General features: G+C 64.0%; 17 protein-coding genes. 8 read left to right on the forward strand and 9 right to left on the reverse strand.

From position 1 onward, the window contains the following. Nucleotides 1-2 precede the first annotated feature (2 nt). Nucleotides 3-590, reverse strand: a complete 588-nt coding sequence (locus R3P93_RS11695) for a GNAT family N-acetyltransferase (RefSeq protein WP_317533065.1) — start codon at nt 588-590, stop codon at nt 3-5. Nucleotides 591-794: 204 nt separating this feature from the next. Here R3P93_RS11695 and R3P93_RS11700 point away from each other — a divergent pair, with 204 nt between their 5' ends. After that, nucleotides 795-1,943 (forward strand): macrolide family glycosyltransferase, encoded by a 1,149-nt coding sequence (locus tag R3P93_RS11700; protein WP_317533066.1) that lies wholly within the window; start codon nt 795-797, stop codon nt 1,941-1,943. Between the two features lie 7 nt (nt 1,944-1,950). Here the strand turns inward: R3P93_RS11700 and R3P93_RS11705 are convergent, their stop codons facing one another. The 6 genes from R3P93_RS11705 to R3P93_RS11730 all read right to left on the reverse strand — a co-directional run bounded on the left by R3P93_RS11705 (nt 1,951) and on the right by R3P93_RS11730 (nt 5,983). Then, a complete protein-coding gene (locus R3P93_RS11705) occupies nt 1,951-2,421 on the reverse strand; it encodes a hypothetical protein (protein ID WP_317533067.1) in 471 nt (156 codons plus the stop codon). Nucleotides 2,422-2,490: 69 nt separating this feature from the next. After that, nucleotides 2,491-2,817, reverse strand: a complete 327-nt coding sequence (locus R3P93_RS11710) for a hypothetical protein (protein WP_037194906.1) — start codon at nt 2,815-2,817, stop codon at nt 2,491-2,493. A gap of 84 nt (nt 2,818-2,901) precedes the next feature. Further along, on the reverse strand, nt 2,902-3,639 hold the full coding sequence (locus R3P93_RS11715) for an AIM24 family protein (RefSeq protein ID WP_317533068.1): 738 nt from the start codon (nt 3,637-3,639) through the stop codon (nt 2,902-2,904). 11 nt (nt 3,640-3,650) lie between these two features. After that, nucleotides 3,651-4,328 carry an AIM24 family protein gene (locus R3P93_RS11720; RefSeq protein WP_094669906.1) on the reverse strand — a complete coding sequence of 226 codons (678 nt, stop codon included), beginning with the start codon at nt 4,326-4,328 and terminating at the stop codon, nt 3,651-3,653. A gap of 1 nt (nt 4,329) precedes the next feature. Continuing rightward, nucleotides 4,330-4,938 (reverse strand): AIM24 family protein, encoded by a 609-nt coding sequence (locus tag R3P93_RS11725; protein WP_068048507.1) that lies wholly within the window; start codon nt 4,936-4,938, stop codon nt 4,330-4,332. Nucleotides 4,939-5,005: 67 nt separating this feature from the next. Further along, nucleotides 5,006-5,983, reverse strand: coding sequence for an LLM class F420-dependent oxidoreductase (locus R3P93_RS11730; RefSeq protein WP_179272111.1), 978 nt, complete (start codon nt 5,981-5,983; stop codon nt 5,006-5,008). Between the two features lie 59 nt (nt 5,984-6,042). Here R3P93_RS11730 and R3P93_RS11735 point away from each other — a divergent pair, with 59 nt between their 5' ends. Further along, complete coding sequence (locus tag R3P93_RS11735; protein WP_149406818.1) at nt 6,043-6,456, forward strand: VOC family protein; 414 nt, start codon at nt 6,043-6,045, stop codon at nt 6,454-6,456. 3 nt (nt 6,457-6,459) lie between these two features. On the opposite strand, the gene R3P93_RS11740 is transcribed toward R3P93_RS11735, so the two are convergent. After that, complete coding sequence (locus R3P93_RS11740; RefSeq protein WP_149406819.1) at nt 6,460-7,563, reverse strand: S1C family serine protease; 1,104 nt, start codon at nt 7,561-7,563, stop codon at nt 6,460-6,462. A 94-nt stretch (nt 7,564-7,657) separates the two neighbouring features. On the opposite strand from R3P93_RS11740, the gene R3P93_RS11745 reads away from it, so the two are divergent. Further along, a complete protein-coding gene (locus R3P93_RS11745) occupies nt 7,658-8,491 on the forward strand; it encodes a DUF72 domain-containing protein (protein ID WP_149406820.1) in 834 nt (277 codons plus the stop codon). 41 nt (nt 8,492-8,532) lie between these two features. Here the strand turns inward: R3P93_RS11745 and R3P93_RS11750 are convergent, their stop codons facing one another. Then, nucleotides 8,533-9,339 (reverse strand): IclR family transcriptional regulator, encoded by an 807-nt coding sequence (locus R3P93_RS11750; RefSeq protein WP_149406821.1) that lies wholly within the window; start codon nt 9,337-9,339, stop codon nt 8,533-8,535. Between the two features lie 109 nt (nt 9,340-9,448). On the opposite strand from R3P93_RS11750, the gene R3P93_RS11755 reads away from it, so the two are divergent. From R3P93_RS11755 to R3P93_RS11775, 5 genes are all read left to right on the forward strand, one after another. Continuing rightward, entirely contained in the window at nt 9,449-10,324 is an 876-nt protein-coding gene (locus R3P93_RS11755; protein ID WP_149406822.1) for an isocitrate lyase/PEP mutase family protein, read from the forward strand. Nucleotides 10,325-10,329: 5 nt separating this feature from the next. After that, nucleotides 10,330-11,595 (forward strand): 3-isopropylmalate dehydratase large subunit, encoded by a 1,266-nt coding sequence (locus R3P93_RS11760; protein WP_394855283.1) that lies wholly within the window; start codon nt 10,330-10,332, stop codon nt 11,593-11,595. Beyond that, nucleotides 11,592-12,140: a 3-isopropylmalate dehydratase small subunit gene (locus tag R3P93_RS11765; protein ID WP_149406823.1), complete on the forward strand. Its 549-nt coding sequence runs from the start codon at nt 11,592-11,594 to the stop codon at nt 12,138-12,140. The genes R3P93_RS11760 and R3P93_RS11765 overlap by 4 nt, the downstream gene beginning before the upstream one ends. Continuing rightward, nucleotides 12,137-13,456, forward strand: a complete 1,320-nt coding sequence (locus R3P93_RS11770; protein WP_068048531.1) for an MFS transporter — start codon at nt 12,137-12,139, stop codon at nt 13,454-13,456. The genes R3P93_RS11765 and R3P93_RS11770 overlap by 4 nt, the downstream gene beginning before the upstream one ends. 81 nt (nt 13,457-13,537) lie before the next feature. Continuing rightward, a complete protein-coding gene (locus R3P93_RS11775; RefSeq protein ID WP_317533069.1) occupies nt 13,538-14,518 on the forward strand; it encodes an NAD-dependent epimerase/dehydratase family protein in 981 nt (326 codons plus the stop codon). The last annotated feature ends 195 nt before the right edge of the window (nt 14,519-14,713 follow it).

Here is a 14,713-nt window from a genome sequence, read left to right on the forward strand (position 1 = left end):
ACCTACCGTGCGGTACGCCTGCGGAGTTCGTTGCGGACGGTGGGCCATTCGGATTCGATGATCGAGAACACGACGGTGTCGCGCAACGAACCGTCGGACATGCGTTGATGATTGCGCAGAATCCCGTCCTGCTTCGCACCCAGCTTCGCGATCGCCGTCCGCGACTGCAGGTTCATCCAATGGGTACGAAATTCGACGGCGATGCATCCCAGTTCCTCGAATGCATGCGTCAGCAGCAGCAGTTTGCTCGCGGGATTGGTGCCGGTTCCGTGCGCGGAGCGGGCATTCCACGTGTATCCGATTTCGACGCGACGGTTGGTGGCGTCGGCGTTGCAGAACGTCGTCGCTCCGATGATCTGCCCGGTGTCGTTGCGGCGCAGCGTGAACGGAAGCATCGTGCCTGCATCGAGCAATCCGAGTCGACGGTCGATCTCGGCCGCCATGTCCTCGGGCTTCGGAACACTGGTGTACCAGAGATTCCACAGCTCCCCGTCGCGGGCGGCATCGCACAGACCTTCGAGATGATCGTGGCTCAGCGGCTCCAGGGTCACGAGATCGTCAGTGAGGGTCACCGGTTGCAGAAAGGGCATTCGCCGACGATACGTCGGATCTGCCCGTCCGGGAAAGCATGACGATCAGCACTGCGGTGACGGCCATGAGTACTAGGGCAATCACCTCGGTGAAGGCGGGGTCACAGCAGGCGACCATCACGGTCTCGCTACCGTTACTGATTGATCTGATCGCCGACGAAATTCGCTGGCTCGCGGCGCGTGATGCGCCCTACGGTGGGGATCATGCACATCGCCATGATCGGCACGACGGCTCCCAGCCACATCTATCCATCGCTGGCCGTGATTGCCGAGCTGGTCCGGCGAGGACACCGCGTCACCTATGCCGTCGGTGATTCTCTGCGACACGTGGTCGAACCCGCGGGCGTCGAGGTGGTGCCGTTCACCTCGATACTTCCCGACGGAGAGGCGTCGTGGCCGGATGACCCGGCCGCGGCCATGCAGGTCTTCCTCGACGAGGCGATCGCGTCGTATCCGGTGCTCACCGCGTTCTACGACGACGATCAGCCGGATCTGCTTCTGTACGACATCGGCGGAATGACGGCACCCGTGCTCGGGGTGCGCTACGGGGTGACGGCAGTACAGCTCTCGCCGACGTACGTGGCGTGGGATGGGTACGCCGAGGATCTTTCCGATGTACTGACGCCGATGCGTGAATCCGCTGGTGGTCTGCGGTACCACGCTTCGTACACGGCGTGGTTGCGAGACAACGACATCGACGCCGATCCCTGGGAATGGATCACCCACCCGCAGCACTGTCTGTCGCTCATCCCGAAAGTGATGCAGCCCAACGCGGATCGGGTACCGGAATCGGTGCGGTTCGTCGGGCCGTGCCTCGATCCGGTACGTCTGAGTGATCGCAGCTGGACGGCACCCGACGCGCCGATCCTGTACATCTCCTTCGGTACGGGCTACAACGAGCGACCAGAGTTCTACCGACTGTGCATCGAGACCTTCGCGAACACCGACTGGCATCTGGTGATCTCGATCGGCCGACGCGTCGACCCGGCCGTGCTCGGTGAGCTACCAGCGAATGTCCAGGTACACGAACATGTTCCGCAGCTCGCGGTGCTCGATGCTGCGACCGTTTTCGTCACTCACGCCGGGATGGGTGGTTGTACCGAGGCGCTGTGGTTCGGTGTCCCGACCGTGGCCATCCCCCAGGCCGTCGATCAATTCGGCAATGCGGCGATGCTCGCCGAACTCGGCGTCGGCGTGCACCTGGAATTCGAGAAGGTCACGGCTTCGAGCCTGGTCGACGCAGTTGCCCAAGCTCGCCAATTGGCACCGCGCGCAGCGGCAATGAGTGCCCAGGTGCGAGCACACGGTGGCGTCGACCAGGCGGCCGACGCGATCGAGCAGTTCCAGAACTAGCTCGACGTCACGGCTGTCGAGCTGCGGCCAGGAGCTCCAGCTGCGTGAACGTCTCGGCGTAGGTCTCGCGAACCCGATCCCAGGATGCCGTCATGTCCACGCTGTGCGGATCGGGAATCGGCAGCGCGTAACCGTATTGGGAGCGTGGCACAGGATTGCCGGGCAGGACGAGCACCTGTCTGAACGCCGCAGAATCGGGATTGAACGTCAGGGTGTGAGACGCGACGTTCCGGTCCCAATCCTCCGACGGCCACGACAGGAAGATCACATGCTGCGGGCCCTCGGCGACGTCGGTGTACGAGACGTAGCTGCCGTAGTGATCCTCGCCCGGTGACACGATCTTGTACGCGCCGTTGTCGGTGTAGATCAGTAGGCCCTCGGAGAACGGCTTCCGATCGAACAACGCTGTGTACCTGAGCGCATGCACGAACGCGGGTTGTCCCAGCGGGATCGAGACGGACTCTGTGTGTGCGGTCATGAGAATCGACTCCATCTACAGCAAATCCGGTGCAGCCAGCCGCGCTGAGCGCGGTCCAGTGCACCCGATTCAGTCCTCCAGAACGCTGACGCTCACGCCGTAGGGCAGGAAGCGGACGCGTCGGCGCGGGTCGGTGTTGTCCTTGTGCGCACGCAGGGCATCGAGTTCGGTGGCGTAGAGCTGGTCGATCTGGGGTGATCCGGCGTCGTCGACGCTGTAGATCGCCCAGACTCCGTCGCCCTTCTGACCTGTGGTTTCGGGCTCCGGCGGAGCTTTGGGTGCCCCGGCGTTGGATGCGAACAGCGATCCGACCACCTCGCGTAGTCCCTCGGTTGCCTCACGGGCGAACTTGTCGAAGTCGTCGGATCCGAATCCGAACGGTCCTTGGTTGGCCATGGCTGTACCTCCTAGGTGAAACTCCAGTATGCGCGTTCTCGCCGAACGGCCGCCGTGTTCACCGTCGAGGTGCTGCGAGGCGGGCTACTGCTGTAGCCGAGCCCCGATGGTGTTGTGCAGCGCCCGCAGCGAGTTCTGGCCCAACGAGACCGTCTGCGACTCGACGTACCGCAGCAGGTGTGAATCGTCGAGCACCTTCTCGCTCGACTGGATCAGCACAGTGCCGGCCCCGGTGAAGTCGAACTGACGCTCCTCGCCGCTGTTCGCCCCGAGGAATCCGCGGGCTGCACCGAGGAAGTTCTGCATCCAGTCGGCGTCGAAGTGATGCGACGGCGAGGGGCAATCCGCCCATCCGACAAGGGCTTCCGGGTCGATACGCAGCGGCGGCTCAGCGAACATGACGGGGCCGTTGGACGAGGCCAGGAACTTGCCGGTGCCCAGCAGGGTCAGGAATCCCGGGACGATGGACTGCTTGAGATCCAGAGTCGGCTCGAACGCAAGGAGGTTCGCCGCCCGGATGGTGAGGTTGCCGTCGTCGAGGTCGTAGCTGTTGATATTGAAACCGCGATCGCCGAGGATCAGCTTGCCCTGACCCTGCGCGAGTACCCAGTCGTTCGAGTACAACGGAGACGAGAACCGCGCCGCGACGATGGCGGGCATGGACGTCTGCCCGAGCGGCTCGAAGCGAACGTTGCCGTAGTACGCGATCATCGCGCCCTTCGACGTGAACCACGGCTGGCCTGCGAGTTCGACGCAGAACGCATAGTCGTTGCCGGGAACGTTGTCGTTGACCGGGAGGGTGTACGGGGTGTGTATTTCCACGACAGTGCTCCCTAGAACTTCTGCTCGGACGCCTGCACCCACACGGTGCCCATGCCGGTCATCTTCAACTGGATCGCCTCGCCGCTGCCCTTGCCGACGGCGTCGCGCCACCCGACGTTCGCAGAGATGTCGACGTTGATGTTGCCGATGTGGCAGACGTACGCCTGCGGATCGACCACCACCTGGGGGTGATCCGGTCCGATCTGCAGCGGAGTCGCGCCCCCGTGCGAAAGAACCGCGACGCTGCCCTGGCCGGTCAGTTGTGTCGTGAACAAGCCCTGTCCGGTCATCGCGCCGCGCACTGCTCCGCGTACTCCGCCCTGCGAGGTCAGAGCCACGATGGAACTCTGGAGGTAGCCGTCGTGCACCAGGAGTCGATCGGCTTCGACGGTGAGCATCGACGAACCGTCGAGATGGATCACCTCGATGTACAACCCGGCGTGACCGTAGAAGACCTCGCCCTGCCCCTCTGCGGCCATCATCGCCACGTGCTCGCCTGCCATCATCCGGCCGGCCATGCCGGCAACGCCGCCCATGCCCGGCATGGCACCCGCGCCGCCGCCCATCGAGTGCGGAACGAACCGAACGTCGCCGGTGTAATAGAGCATCGATCCTCGACGCGCGAGCACGTTCTGGTTGGGTGCCAGAACGGATTTCACTACTTTGCTGTTGACCAGTTCGAGTGGCACGTCAGCGCTCCTCGGGTTGGATGTAGACGACGCCCTGGCCGTCGAAGCGGAGAGAGAACGCCTCGCCGCTGCCGCCGCCGATGGCGGAGCGCCACGTGACGTCGGTGACGAAGCTCTGGTTCAGTTGGCCGCGATGGGCGACGAACGCGTCGGGATCGACGACGAGTGGGTACTGCGGATCGACGGCGAGGGCGATGATCGGCCCACCTTTGGACAGCAATGCCACGGTGCCGGACCCGCTGACGACGGTGGTGAACAGTCCCTGGCCGGAACTGGCACCGCGCAAGCCGGAGAATTTGATGTCGGTCTTCAGTTGCCCTGTGAGAGCCAGCAATTGGGACGACTCTACGTGCAGGTTGTCGCCCTGAACCTCAACGAGGGTGATGTCCTGAGCGTCGACGGCGAAGTAGACGGTGCCCTTGCCGGACACGTCCATCAGCGACAGCGATTCGCCGGTCACCTTCTGTTTGAGTGCGGCGCGAAAACCGCCGCCGCCTCCCATACCGGCGCTCTTGAAGGCGACATCGCCCTCGTACGCCACCATCGAGCCCGACATCGCGCGCAGGGAGTCGCCGGTCAGGTCGGCGACCAAGACGCGGTGCCCGTTCATCCTCAGCTGAGCCACGGGGGAACTATGCCACCGCACGCGCCCCCGCGGCTACTGCTGGAGCAAATTTCTAGACGAGCGGCTTCAGGGCTTTACCCGCCAGTTCGACGGCTCCCGGCTGGTGACCGTTGGTGATCAGGTTGATGATGATGCCGTCGATGCCCTGATCGAGGACCCGCTTCTGTACCTGCTCGGCGACGTCGTCGGGGGTTCCGCAGAAGTGCCGATCGGTGGCCTTCGCGGCGTCCTCCTCCGACAGGTTCGTCAGGTCGAGGCCCTGCTTCAGCACGAACTCGCGCTGCAGTTCCTTGGCCTTGTCGCCGTTCTCGTCGACGATGACGAACGCGAGGAAGCTCGTCTCGAGGTCTTTCGGGTCGCGGTCGACTTCCTCGCAGCGGGCCTGGACGGCCGCCATCTTGCGCGGCAATTCGTTTGCGTCGCAGATGATGTTGAGGTGATCGGCGAACTGGGCGGCCAAGCCGAAGGTCTTCTTCTCGCCGCCACCGCCGAGCATGATCGGCAGGTCGTCGCGGATGCGGGGCTCGTTCATCGCGTTCTCGACCTGGTACCAGAGACCGTCGAACGTGGGACGCTGGCCGCGGAGCATCGGTTCGATGATCTGCAGTGCCTCGTCGAGTCGCTCGAAACGGTCGGTGAACGTGCCGAACTCGAGTCCGAAGCTCTGGTGCTCGAGTTCGTACCAGCCGGCTCCGATCCCGAGGATCGCGCGACCGCCGCTGACGACGTCCAACGTGGTGACGGTCTTGGCGAGGATCGCCGGGTTGCGGTAGGTGTTGCCGGTGACCAGCGCGGAGAGCTGGATGGTGTCGGTGGCCGTCGCGAGCGCGGACAGCGCAGAGTAGGCCTCGAGCATGGGCTCGTCGGGCTTGCCGATCCCGGGAAGTTGGTAGAAGTGATCCATCACGAATGCGGTGTCGAACCCGGCCGCTTCGGCCTCGCGCGCCTGCGCGATGACCTGGGGAAAGAGCTCTGCGACCGAACCGTCGTAGCTGAAGTTGGGCATCTGGTAACCGAGGCGAATAGTCACGAGATCCACGCTACTCGGATATCGGCCCGTGGCATGTGCCGGAGCGCGATAATTCGACGATGACATCCTTGGAGCTGACCAGGCAGCCGTTCTCCGGATTCGGCGTAAACGACCTGCAGGCGGCGCGCACGTTCTATGCCGAGACGCTCGGACTGACGGTCACCGAGAACGAGATGGGCATGCTCGAGCTGCACCTGGGGACCGGGACGATCGTGCTGATCTATCCGCGTCCCGGGCACGTACCCGCGCAGTACACCATCCTGAACTTTCCGGTGGCCGATATCGAGAGCGCTGTCGACGCCTTGATCGCCAAAGGAGTTGTGTTCGAGCAGTATCCGGACATACAGGGTCGTTCCGCAGGCTCCACTCCTGCCATGGGTACCGACGACAAGGGAATCTTTCGCCATGGCGGACCGCTGATCGCCTGGTTCACCGACCCGGCGGGCAATGTGTTGTCGGTGCTGCAGGACTGACCCTCAGGCTGTCGGCATTCCCGCGGCGAGTGTGATTGTGCCGGAGCTGGTTACGCCTGCGTCATCGACCCATTCGACGACGGCGGGCTCGCCGGGGCGACGTCCGAGCAGCGCCTCCGACAGGTCCGATGAGGATCCGATCTCCGCGCCGTCGAACGTCACGATGATGTCCCCCGCGGACAGTCCCAGGACCTCCGCCGGGGAATCGAACGTCACCGATACCACCCCCGCCCCGATCGCCGGCTTGTTCTCGAAGACTGACACATCGCGCACCGACACTCCGAAATACGGTGTGGGACCCACATGCACGGTGCCACCGGACTGGCCCGCGAGGACCTGGTCGAGTACCGAGACCGCCTCGGAGATGGGGACGGCATACGCCTCGGGTGCCTGCGGCGGCGAGAACTCGGTGCCGTTGCGCGCCTCGTCCGACAACCCCGCGGTGTTCACGCCCACCACTCGGCCCCAGGCATCGAAGAGGGGCCCGCCCGAATCCCCCGCTCGCACATCGGCATCGACGCGAATCATTCGCTCCAACGTATTTCCCGAACCGTCCACCGAACTGCGCGTACGCACCTGCTGATCGAGGGCGGTCACCGCTCCCGGTGCCGGAACCAATACCCCTGCACCCGAGGCATTCCCGACGGCGGTCACCGCATCACCCACCTCGGGAAGCGGGTCCGGGGCAAGCTCGACCACCGGCAGGTCGGCCGCGGTGATCAACTGCACGACCGCCACGTCACGAGATTTGTCGTAACCCAACACGGTGGCGTCGTAGATGAGTCCGTTGCCCATGTGCACTGCGCTGATGTCGGTGGCGTTCTCGACGACGTGGAAGTTGGTGAGCACGATTCCGTCGGGGGCGACGACGAAGCCCGTGCCCGCGACCCCGGAGAATCCTGCGGACGCCGACAAGGTGACGACGGTGGGATCGACGCGAGCTGTGAGCTCTTCGAGCGTCAGGGGTGGCGGTTCGACGACGGGTGCGACGGCCGGTGCCGGAGTTGCGACGAAGTCCGCGGTTCCGGGATCGAGCGACGGCGTCGCGAAGAGCCACACACCGGCAGCGACCAGCGTCAGCACCACCGCTCGTCCACCCGACCGCATAGAGACCGATTATGGTCCGGTGGCGATGGTGGTGCCAGCTAGTTGGCAATCACGGCCAGCGGTGCCTGCCTGTGCGGCCGTCTACAGTCTGCTCATGCCCGCGTCGCATCGACCCCGAGTTCTGATCGGCATCTCCGGTTGGACGTATGCGCCCTGGCGAGGAGATTTCTATCCGGCGGGCTTGGCGCATCGCAAGGAACTCGGGTACGCGTCGGAACATCTGACATCGATCGAGATCAACGGCACGTTCTATGCGATGCAGAAGCCGTCGAGCTTCACCAAGTGGCACGACGAGACGCCGGACGACTTCGTGTTCTCCATCAAGGGTGGTCGGTACGTCACCCACATCAAGCGGCTCGTCGGGGTCGAGGCGGCACTCGCGAACTTCTTCGCCACCGGGGTACTGACGCTGGGCGACAAGCTCGGCCCGTTCCTGTGGCAGTTGCCGCCGAACCTCGAATTCGACGCGCAGAAGATGTCGGATTTCTTCGCCATGTTGCCCCGAACGGTCTCTGCCGCAGTCTCGTTGGCGGGCATGAGGGACGACAAATTGGCCGAGGATCGTGTGTTGTTGCCTGCTTCGTCGTCGCGGCCGCTTCGGCACTGTGTGGAAGCGCGGCATCAGAGTTTCGCCTCGGACGCGGCAGTGGAGTTGCTGCGAGAGAACGATATTGCGTTCGTCGTCGCCGACACCGCCGGTAAGTACCCGTACGTCGACACCCCCACAGCCGATTTCATGTACGCCCGCCTGCACGGCGACGAGGAGCTGTACGCCAGCGGCTACACGGATGCGGCGCTCGATCGATGGGCCGCGAAGATCTCGGACTGGACGTCAACCGGCAGAGACGTCCACGTGTACTTCGACAACGACATCAAGGGCCACGCACCCTTCGACGCAATGAAACTGATCGAACGAATCGGTAGATGAGTATTCGGCTCTCTAGCGCAGCTCATAGATACGCGGATAGTTCAATGTTCTCCTCCTGGCGCAGGTAGGGCCTCTGCAACCCGAGACAAACTCTTCGCGGCGGCCAGAATCGTCGCGACCTTTGCGCTGAGGGCATCGCCCTCGAATGTCTCCGCTCGGCCGCCTACGCTGATCGACGCAACGACCGCGGCGTCCCGTCCGAGTATCGGTGCGCCGACGGCCGCGACGCCGGTGAGGTAGTCCGAATTGCTCAATGCGTACCCCTTCGATCGGATCTGTTCGAGGCGTGTCAGCAACTCGTCCGGCGCCGTCGGTGTTCGATCCGTGAAGGCAGGTAGATCCTGGGTGAGCCAGCGGTCGCGAGTCCGAGCTGAGAACGCCAGCATGGCCATCGGGCCTGCGGTGGCGTGATACGGGAGAACCGAACCGATGGAAATACCCGCGACCACAAGGGGATTGCTCCCTTCATGGCGATCGATGCAAACGGCTCCCTCGTCTGCGGGAACCATGAGATACGCAGTGTCGCCGAACTTTTCCGCAATCTCCGACAGGTACGGTTGTGCCGCACCGCGGATGTCGAGTTGGGTCAATGCCGACGACCCGATCTCGAACACGGGCATGCCGATTCGATACGAGCCCTCGGCCGTCCGGTCCACCCAGCCGGCGTGGATCAGTGTGGTCATCAGTCTGTGCACTGTCGTCTTGTTCATTCGACTTGCCGTCGTCAGCTCGTTGAGCGTCCACACGGGGTGCGTCGTATCGAAATGATCGAGCAGCGTGCAGGCCTTGACCACCGCGCCCACGATGTCGCGGCCGGCGTGGTCGTCGGACTCGGTGGGCGATGCCACGTGTGCTCCTTCGATCGGACTGGGAAGTGCTGCCGCCATCCTACGAACCCCCCTTGACTTGTGATCGCCACCACTCTAGTTTCGGAATGCGTTCCGCAATACGAAATGGATGGTGCTCATGACCGCGACACTCAGAGATCTGACCGAACAGGGCCTCGTGTACGCCCCGGGCGTGTGGGACGGCTTGACGGCGAAGCTGGCCGAACAGGCCGGGTTCTCGGCCCTGTGTGCATCCGGGTTCGCCGTGTCGGCGGCCCTCGGGCTGCCCGACGCGGAGCTCTACACGATGACCGAGAACCTCCAGGCGGTGCGCACGATCGGCGAAGCGTCCTCCCTCCCGCTCGTCGCGGACATCGACACCGGCTACGGCAACGCCGTCAACGCGGCGCGGACCGCGGGCCGATTCGCTGCCGCGGGCGTGCAGGGCGTCTTCATGGAAGACCAGCTCTCACCCAAGAAGTGCCCGATCTGCGTTGGCGAGCCGGTGGACCTCATCAGCATCGAGGAAGCGTCGGGCAAGGTTCGAGCCGTCCGGGATTCGCTGCCGGAGCACGTCCTGATGATCGCCCGCACCGATGCTCGTGGCGACGACGCGATCCGACGCGCTACTGCATACGTCGACGCCGGTGCCGACATGATCATGCCCGTCACGAAGACCTTCGAGACCGCCGACGAGTGGGCTCGCTGTCACGACGCTGTAGGCGTTCCGCTGATGGCGACGCTGACCGCGTCGACCTGGACCGAGCGTGAGTTCACACCGGACGTGTTGCAGCAGATCGGCGTTCGACTCGCCCTGCTGCCCACCCAGGTGCTGATGGCCGCCACCGGAGCAGCTCGTGAGGCTCTGCGCCGATTGGCCGGAGGTGAAGCGCCGGCCGACGTGAGCGCCGACGCGTTGCAGCACCACGAGTTCGTCGATCTCATCGGCTTCCCGGAAGTGGAAGCAGCACAACGCAAGTACCTTCCCGCCGACGCGAAGGCGTGATCGGTATGAGCTCCGACGCATTGACGATGGTCGAGAAGATCCTCGGCCGAACCTGTGATGCCGATGTGGTGCACGCCGGAGAGAATCACGCAGTTCGGCCCGCTCGCATGATTGCCTACGATTTCCCCGGCTACACCGACGTGATGTTCCGGCAGATGCGCGAGGACTTCGGCATCACCGAACTCGACGACCCATCTCGCTACGTCGTCTTCATCGACCACATGCTCACCAAGAAGAACGCCAAAGAGCAAGAGGTGCATCAGGTCACGCGAGACTGGTGCGAGTTCTACGGCATCGAGCTGCACGAGGGCCGAGGCATCGGCCACCAGCTCACAGCCGAACTCGGACTCGCGACGCCAGGAGACTTTCTCGTCCACTTCGACGGGCACATCAGCGGAATCGGTGCCTTCGGTGCTCTCGGATGGGGCATCAGGCGCGATCTGATCGAGGCCTGGGTGACGGGACAGCTGTACGTCGACATCCCGGCCACCACACGGTTCGACCTCGTGGGTGAGTTCGGTGCCGGCGTCGACAGTCGCGATCTCGTTCACACGATCATCGATCTGGTCGGTGCCGACGGGTGTGCCCACCAGGTGATGGAGTTCGGTGGTCCAGGAGCGCGGTCCATGAAGATCGACCACCGCCAGGGTTTGTGCGGAATGGCGATGTTCACCGGCGCGGTCTCGGCGATCTTCGAACCCGACGAACTGTCGCTCGCCTACGCCCACGACGTCGCCCGGCAGGCGTTCACCCCCGTGCTCCCCGACGAGGGTGCCACTTACGCGGCGCACCACACCATCGACCTGTCGACCATCGTTCCGCAGGTGGTGCAACCCGGTTCGGCTCGCGCAGCCAACACCCATACCGCTGCCGATCTGGCCGGAATCCCGATCACGAAGGCGTTCATCGGATCCTGCGCCAGCGGCCGCATCGAGGACCTGCGCGCTGCTGCACTGGTGCTCGACGGGCGGACTGTCGCCCCCGGCGTCGAGTTGAACGTGGTACCGACCTCCCAGAAGGTGCATGATCAAGCCGAAAGCGAAGGGCTGCTGGACATCCTGCGGTCAGCTGGTGCACACATCGCGGTGTCGAGCTGCGACTTCTGCTTCGGATACCAGAAGCCCCTCGCGGCCGGCGAGAACTGTATCTCCACCGGGGTGCTCAACATCTCCGGGCGAATGGGTAGCTCCGACGCCAACATCTACATGGGTTCGCCCTTCACCGTCGCGGCCAGCGCCCTCGCCGGGACGATCGCGCAGGTGGGGTCGTGAGCGCCTACCCGCCCCCGCCCGACGTCATCGACGGTGCGGTCGCGTGGATATTCGGTGACGACTTCGATATCGACCTGGTCGTGGGCGTTGCGAACATCAAGTCCTACGACCCCGATCATTTGAGGTCGGTCTGCATGGCGGCGTACGACCCGGAATTCGTGGATCGAGTTCGACCCGGAGACATCATCGTCGGTGGGCGGAACTTCGGCTACGGACATCCGCACTATCCGCCGATGGTCGCGCTGCGCAACCTGGGCATCAGCGGCGTTGTGGCGGAATCGTTCTCGCCTGGATTCTGGCGTGGAGAGACCTTCAACGGTATGCCCCTGATCACCGTTCCCGGGATATCCGACGCGGTGGCCGTTGGCGACGATGTCAGACTCGACTGGCGTCGGGCCGAGGTGTCGAAGCAGGACGGCACCACGATCACCGGCCATCCACCGAATGCCCGAACCGTCGCCGTCATCGAAGCGGGCGGTTCGTACGAACTTCTTCTCTCCGAACACCGAAGCAAGCAACCACTCACAGAAGGATCAGCGCGATGACGAACACCGAACACTCCCGCGCAGGAGTTGCACCGCCCAAGGCGGACACCACGACCGCGCGTCGAGCTGCGCTGGCCGGAGGTGTCGGTACGCTCATCGAGTACTACGACTTCGCGGTCTACGGCTTCCTCGCCGTCATCATCGCACCGCTGTTCTTCCCATCCACCAGCCCAGGCGTGTCGATTCTCGCGACCCTGGCCGTGTTCGGCGTCGCCTATGTCGCCCGTCCGCTCGGCGGAATCTTCTTCGGTCGGCTCGGAGACCGCAAGGGTCGTCGGCACGCCCTCGTCATCACCGTGGTGTGCATGGGTGTTGCCTGCGGCATTCTCGGACTGCTGCCGACGCACTCGAGTGTCGGGGTGCTGGCCCCCGTTCTGCTGGTCATCATCAGGCTCGCCCAGGGATTCTCGGCAGGTGGTGAGATCGGCGGTGCCGCAACCTACATTGCCGAGTCGGCACCGCCGAACCGTCGGGGATTCTTCGGGTCCTTCACGCCGGTGGGATCGACTCTCGGCTTCGCCGTCGCCGCAGCCGTCGTCGGGCTCGTGGCTCTGATCACGACCGACGAACAAATGTCGTCGTGGGGATGGCGCATCCCGTTCCTGCTGGCTCTGCCCCTGGCCTTCGTATGCCTCCGTGTGCGGCTCAAGCTCGAGGACAGCCCGGAGTTCGAGGAAATGGCAGCCAAGAACGAGGTCGCCAAGAGCCCGTTGAGCGACGTGGTGAAGAAGCAACCGTGGTCGGTGCTCCGCGTCGTCGGCATTGCGATCGCCATGAACGGATCCGGGTACATCGGACTGACCTACTTCAGCGTGTATCTGATCAACGACCTCGGCTTCTCGAAAGACTCGGTGTACTGGACGTCGGCTGTGGCAATTGCATTGGCCTGCGCCACATTCCCGCTGAGTGGGATGCTCACCGACAGATTCGGCCGCAAACCGGTGCTGCTGTTCGGCTATGTGGCCTACGTGATCATTGCGCTGCCGGTGTTCATGATTCTCGGTGCCACGTCGAGCATTCTCGTCGTCGGCGTCGTCTACTTCGTCTACATGGTGCTCAACGGTGTGGTGCAGGTCCCGGCTTTCCCGCTGTTCACCGAACTCTTTCCTCGGGCAGTTCGCTACACCGGAGTGTCGTTGGGCTTCAACATCGGAACGATCGCGGCAGGCGGAACTGCCCCCTACGTTGCAGCACAATTGGTCGAATCGACCGGCAATGCCATGTCACCGGCGTACTGGGTCATGGGCGTGTGCGTCATCGGTGTAGCGACGGTACTGACCATCAAGGAGACGGGACACAGCAAGCTTCCTGTGTAGCCCGAGCCGCTCTGCTGTCAGCAGAGATCCGAACCGGGCGTTCGGCAGAACGGACGGACTGCTCACCGGCACACTGGATTCATGAAGCTATTGGTCCTCGGTGGCAGCGACTTCGTGGGGCGAACTGCCGTCGAACATGCTCTCGATCTGCAGTGGGACGTCACAGTACTCAATCGCGGCACAACCGCGTCGGATCCTCGTGTCACGCAACTTCGGGGAGACAGACGCTCGCCCAACGGACTGAATGAGACCCGAGAAGGTAACTGGGACATAGCCTTCGACACCTGGTCGTGGGAACCGGACGTGGTGGCACAGTCGGCGGCGCTGCTCGCCGGTCGAGTCGGTAGCTACGTGTATGTCTCCAGCTGTTCGGTGTACGACGCCCCGCAAGCGGGAGCTACCGAGACCTGGCCGACGGTGCAGGGACCTGGCGAGGACTATGCGCGATGCAAGCTCGGCGGCGAGCAGGCCGTAGTCGCCGGCTTCGGTACTGATGCGTTGCTGGTTCGTGCCGGTCTGATCCTGGGACCCTACGAAAATATCGGTCGACTTCCCTGGTGGCTGAACAGAATCGAGCACGCCGGGGCTGTGCTTGCGCCCGGTCCGGTCGATCTGGCACTGCAGTACATCGATGGCCGTGATCTGGTCGCTTGGAGTCTGGACGCTGCCGCCCGGGGTCTCGGCGGGGCATTCGACGTGGTGAGTCGGCCGGGTCACGCCACGATCGGCGAGCTTCTGCAGTGCTGCATCGCCGCCACCCGGTCCGACGCACGCTTGTGCTGGGTGGAGCCGGACGTGCTCCGCACTGCAGGTGTGCAGCCGTGGACGGAGCTCCCGATCTGGATTCCGCCGGGCGCGGATCATGATTCGCTGCATGCATCCGACGTATCGAAGGCATTCGCCGTGGGGCTTCGGACGCGACCGATTCAGGAGACCGTCGCGGACACGTGGACGTGGCTGCAATCGCTGACAGGTCGATCGCCGATGAGGAGTGATCGACGTCCAGACGGGCTCTCGGCAGACCGTGAAGCGGCAATTCTGGCGGCCCGCGGGCTCACGTGAGTCGGCGAGTTGCGCGCAGGAACAGATGCGCGCGGAATTGTCAGACGCGTTCGGAATCGTCAACGGATCGGTGTCGAATTCGCGCGCGTATGGCGAACGCGCGCGCGTTTGCGGAAAAACGCTCAATGTCAAGCTGTCTGGAGTCGGTTGTTGTTGATTCCGACTGTTGCGGGCGGTTGTGGTGTGCAGGGGCGG

Origin of the sequence: Rhodococcus cerastii, from assembly GCF_033042195.1 — a bacterium.
Lineage (GTDB): Bacteria > Actinomycetota > Actinomycetes > Mycobacteriales > Mycobacteriaceae > Rhodococcoides.

What these genes read in the sequence shown, in the direction of transcription:
- R3P93_RS11755 (WP_149406822.1), top strand. Translation starts at nt 9,449, where the DNA reads ATGGTGCTCATGACCGCGACACTCAGAGATCTGACCGAACAGGGCCTC.
- R3P93_RS11775 (WP_317533069.1), top strand. Translation starts at nt 13,538, where the DNA reads ATGAAGCTATTGGTCCTCGGTGGCAGCGACTTCGTGGGGCGAACTGCC.
- R3P93_RS11760 (WP_394855283.1), top strand. Translation starts at nt 10,330, where the DNA reads ATGAGCTCCGACGCATTGACGATGGTCGAGAAGATCCTCGGCCGAACC.
- R3P93_RS11740 (WP_149406819.1), bottom strand. Translation starts at nt 7,563, where the DNA reads ATGCGGTCGGGTGGACGAGCGGTGGTGCTGACGCTGGTCGCTGCCGGT.
- R3P93_RS11770 (WP_068048531.1), top strand. Translation starts at nt 12,137, where the DNA reads ATGACGAACACCGAACACTCCCGCGCAGGAGTTGCACCGCCCAAGGCG.
- R3P93_RS11700 (WP_317533066.1), top strand. Translation starts at nt 795, where the DNA reads ATGCACATCGCCATGATCGGCACGACGGCTCCCAGCCACATCTATCCA.
- R3P93_RS11735 (WP_149406818.1), top strand. Translation starts at nt 6,043, where the DNA reads ATGACATCCTTGGAGCTGACCAGGCAGCCGTTCTCCGGATTCGGCGTA.
- R3P93_RS11710 (WP_037194906.1), bottom strand. Translation starts at nt 2,817, where the DNA reads ATGGCCAACCAAGGACCGTTCGGATTCGGATCCGACGACTTCGACAAG.
- R3P93_RS11695 (WP_317533065.1), bottom strand. Translation starts at nt 590, where the DNA reads ATGCCCTTTCTGCAACCGGTGACCCTCACTGACGATCTCGTGACCCTG.
- R3P93_RS11725 (WP_068048507.1), bottom strand. Translation starts at nt 4,938, where the DNA reads ATGAACGGGCACCGCGTCTTGGTCGCCGACCTGACCGGCGACTCCCTG.
- R3P93_RS11745 (WP_149406820.1), top strand. Translation starts at nt 7,658, where the DNA reads ATGCCCGCGTCGCATCGACCCCGAGTTCTGATCGGCATCTCCGGTTGG.
- R3P93_RS11705 (WP_317533067.1), bottom strand. Translation starts at nt 2,421, where the DNA reads ATGACCGCACACACAGAGTCCGTCTCGATCCCGCTGGGACAACCCGCG.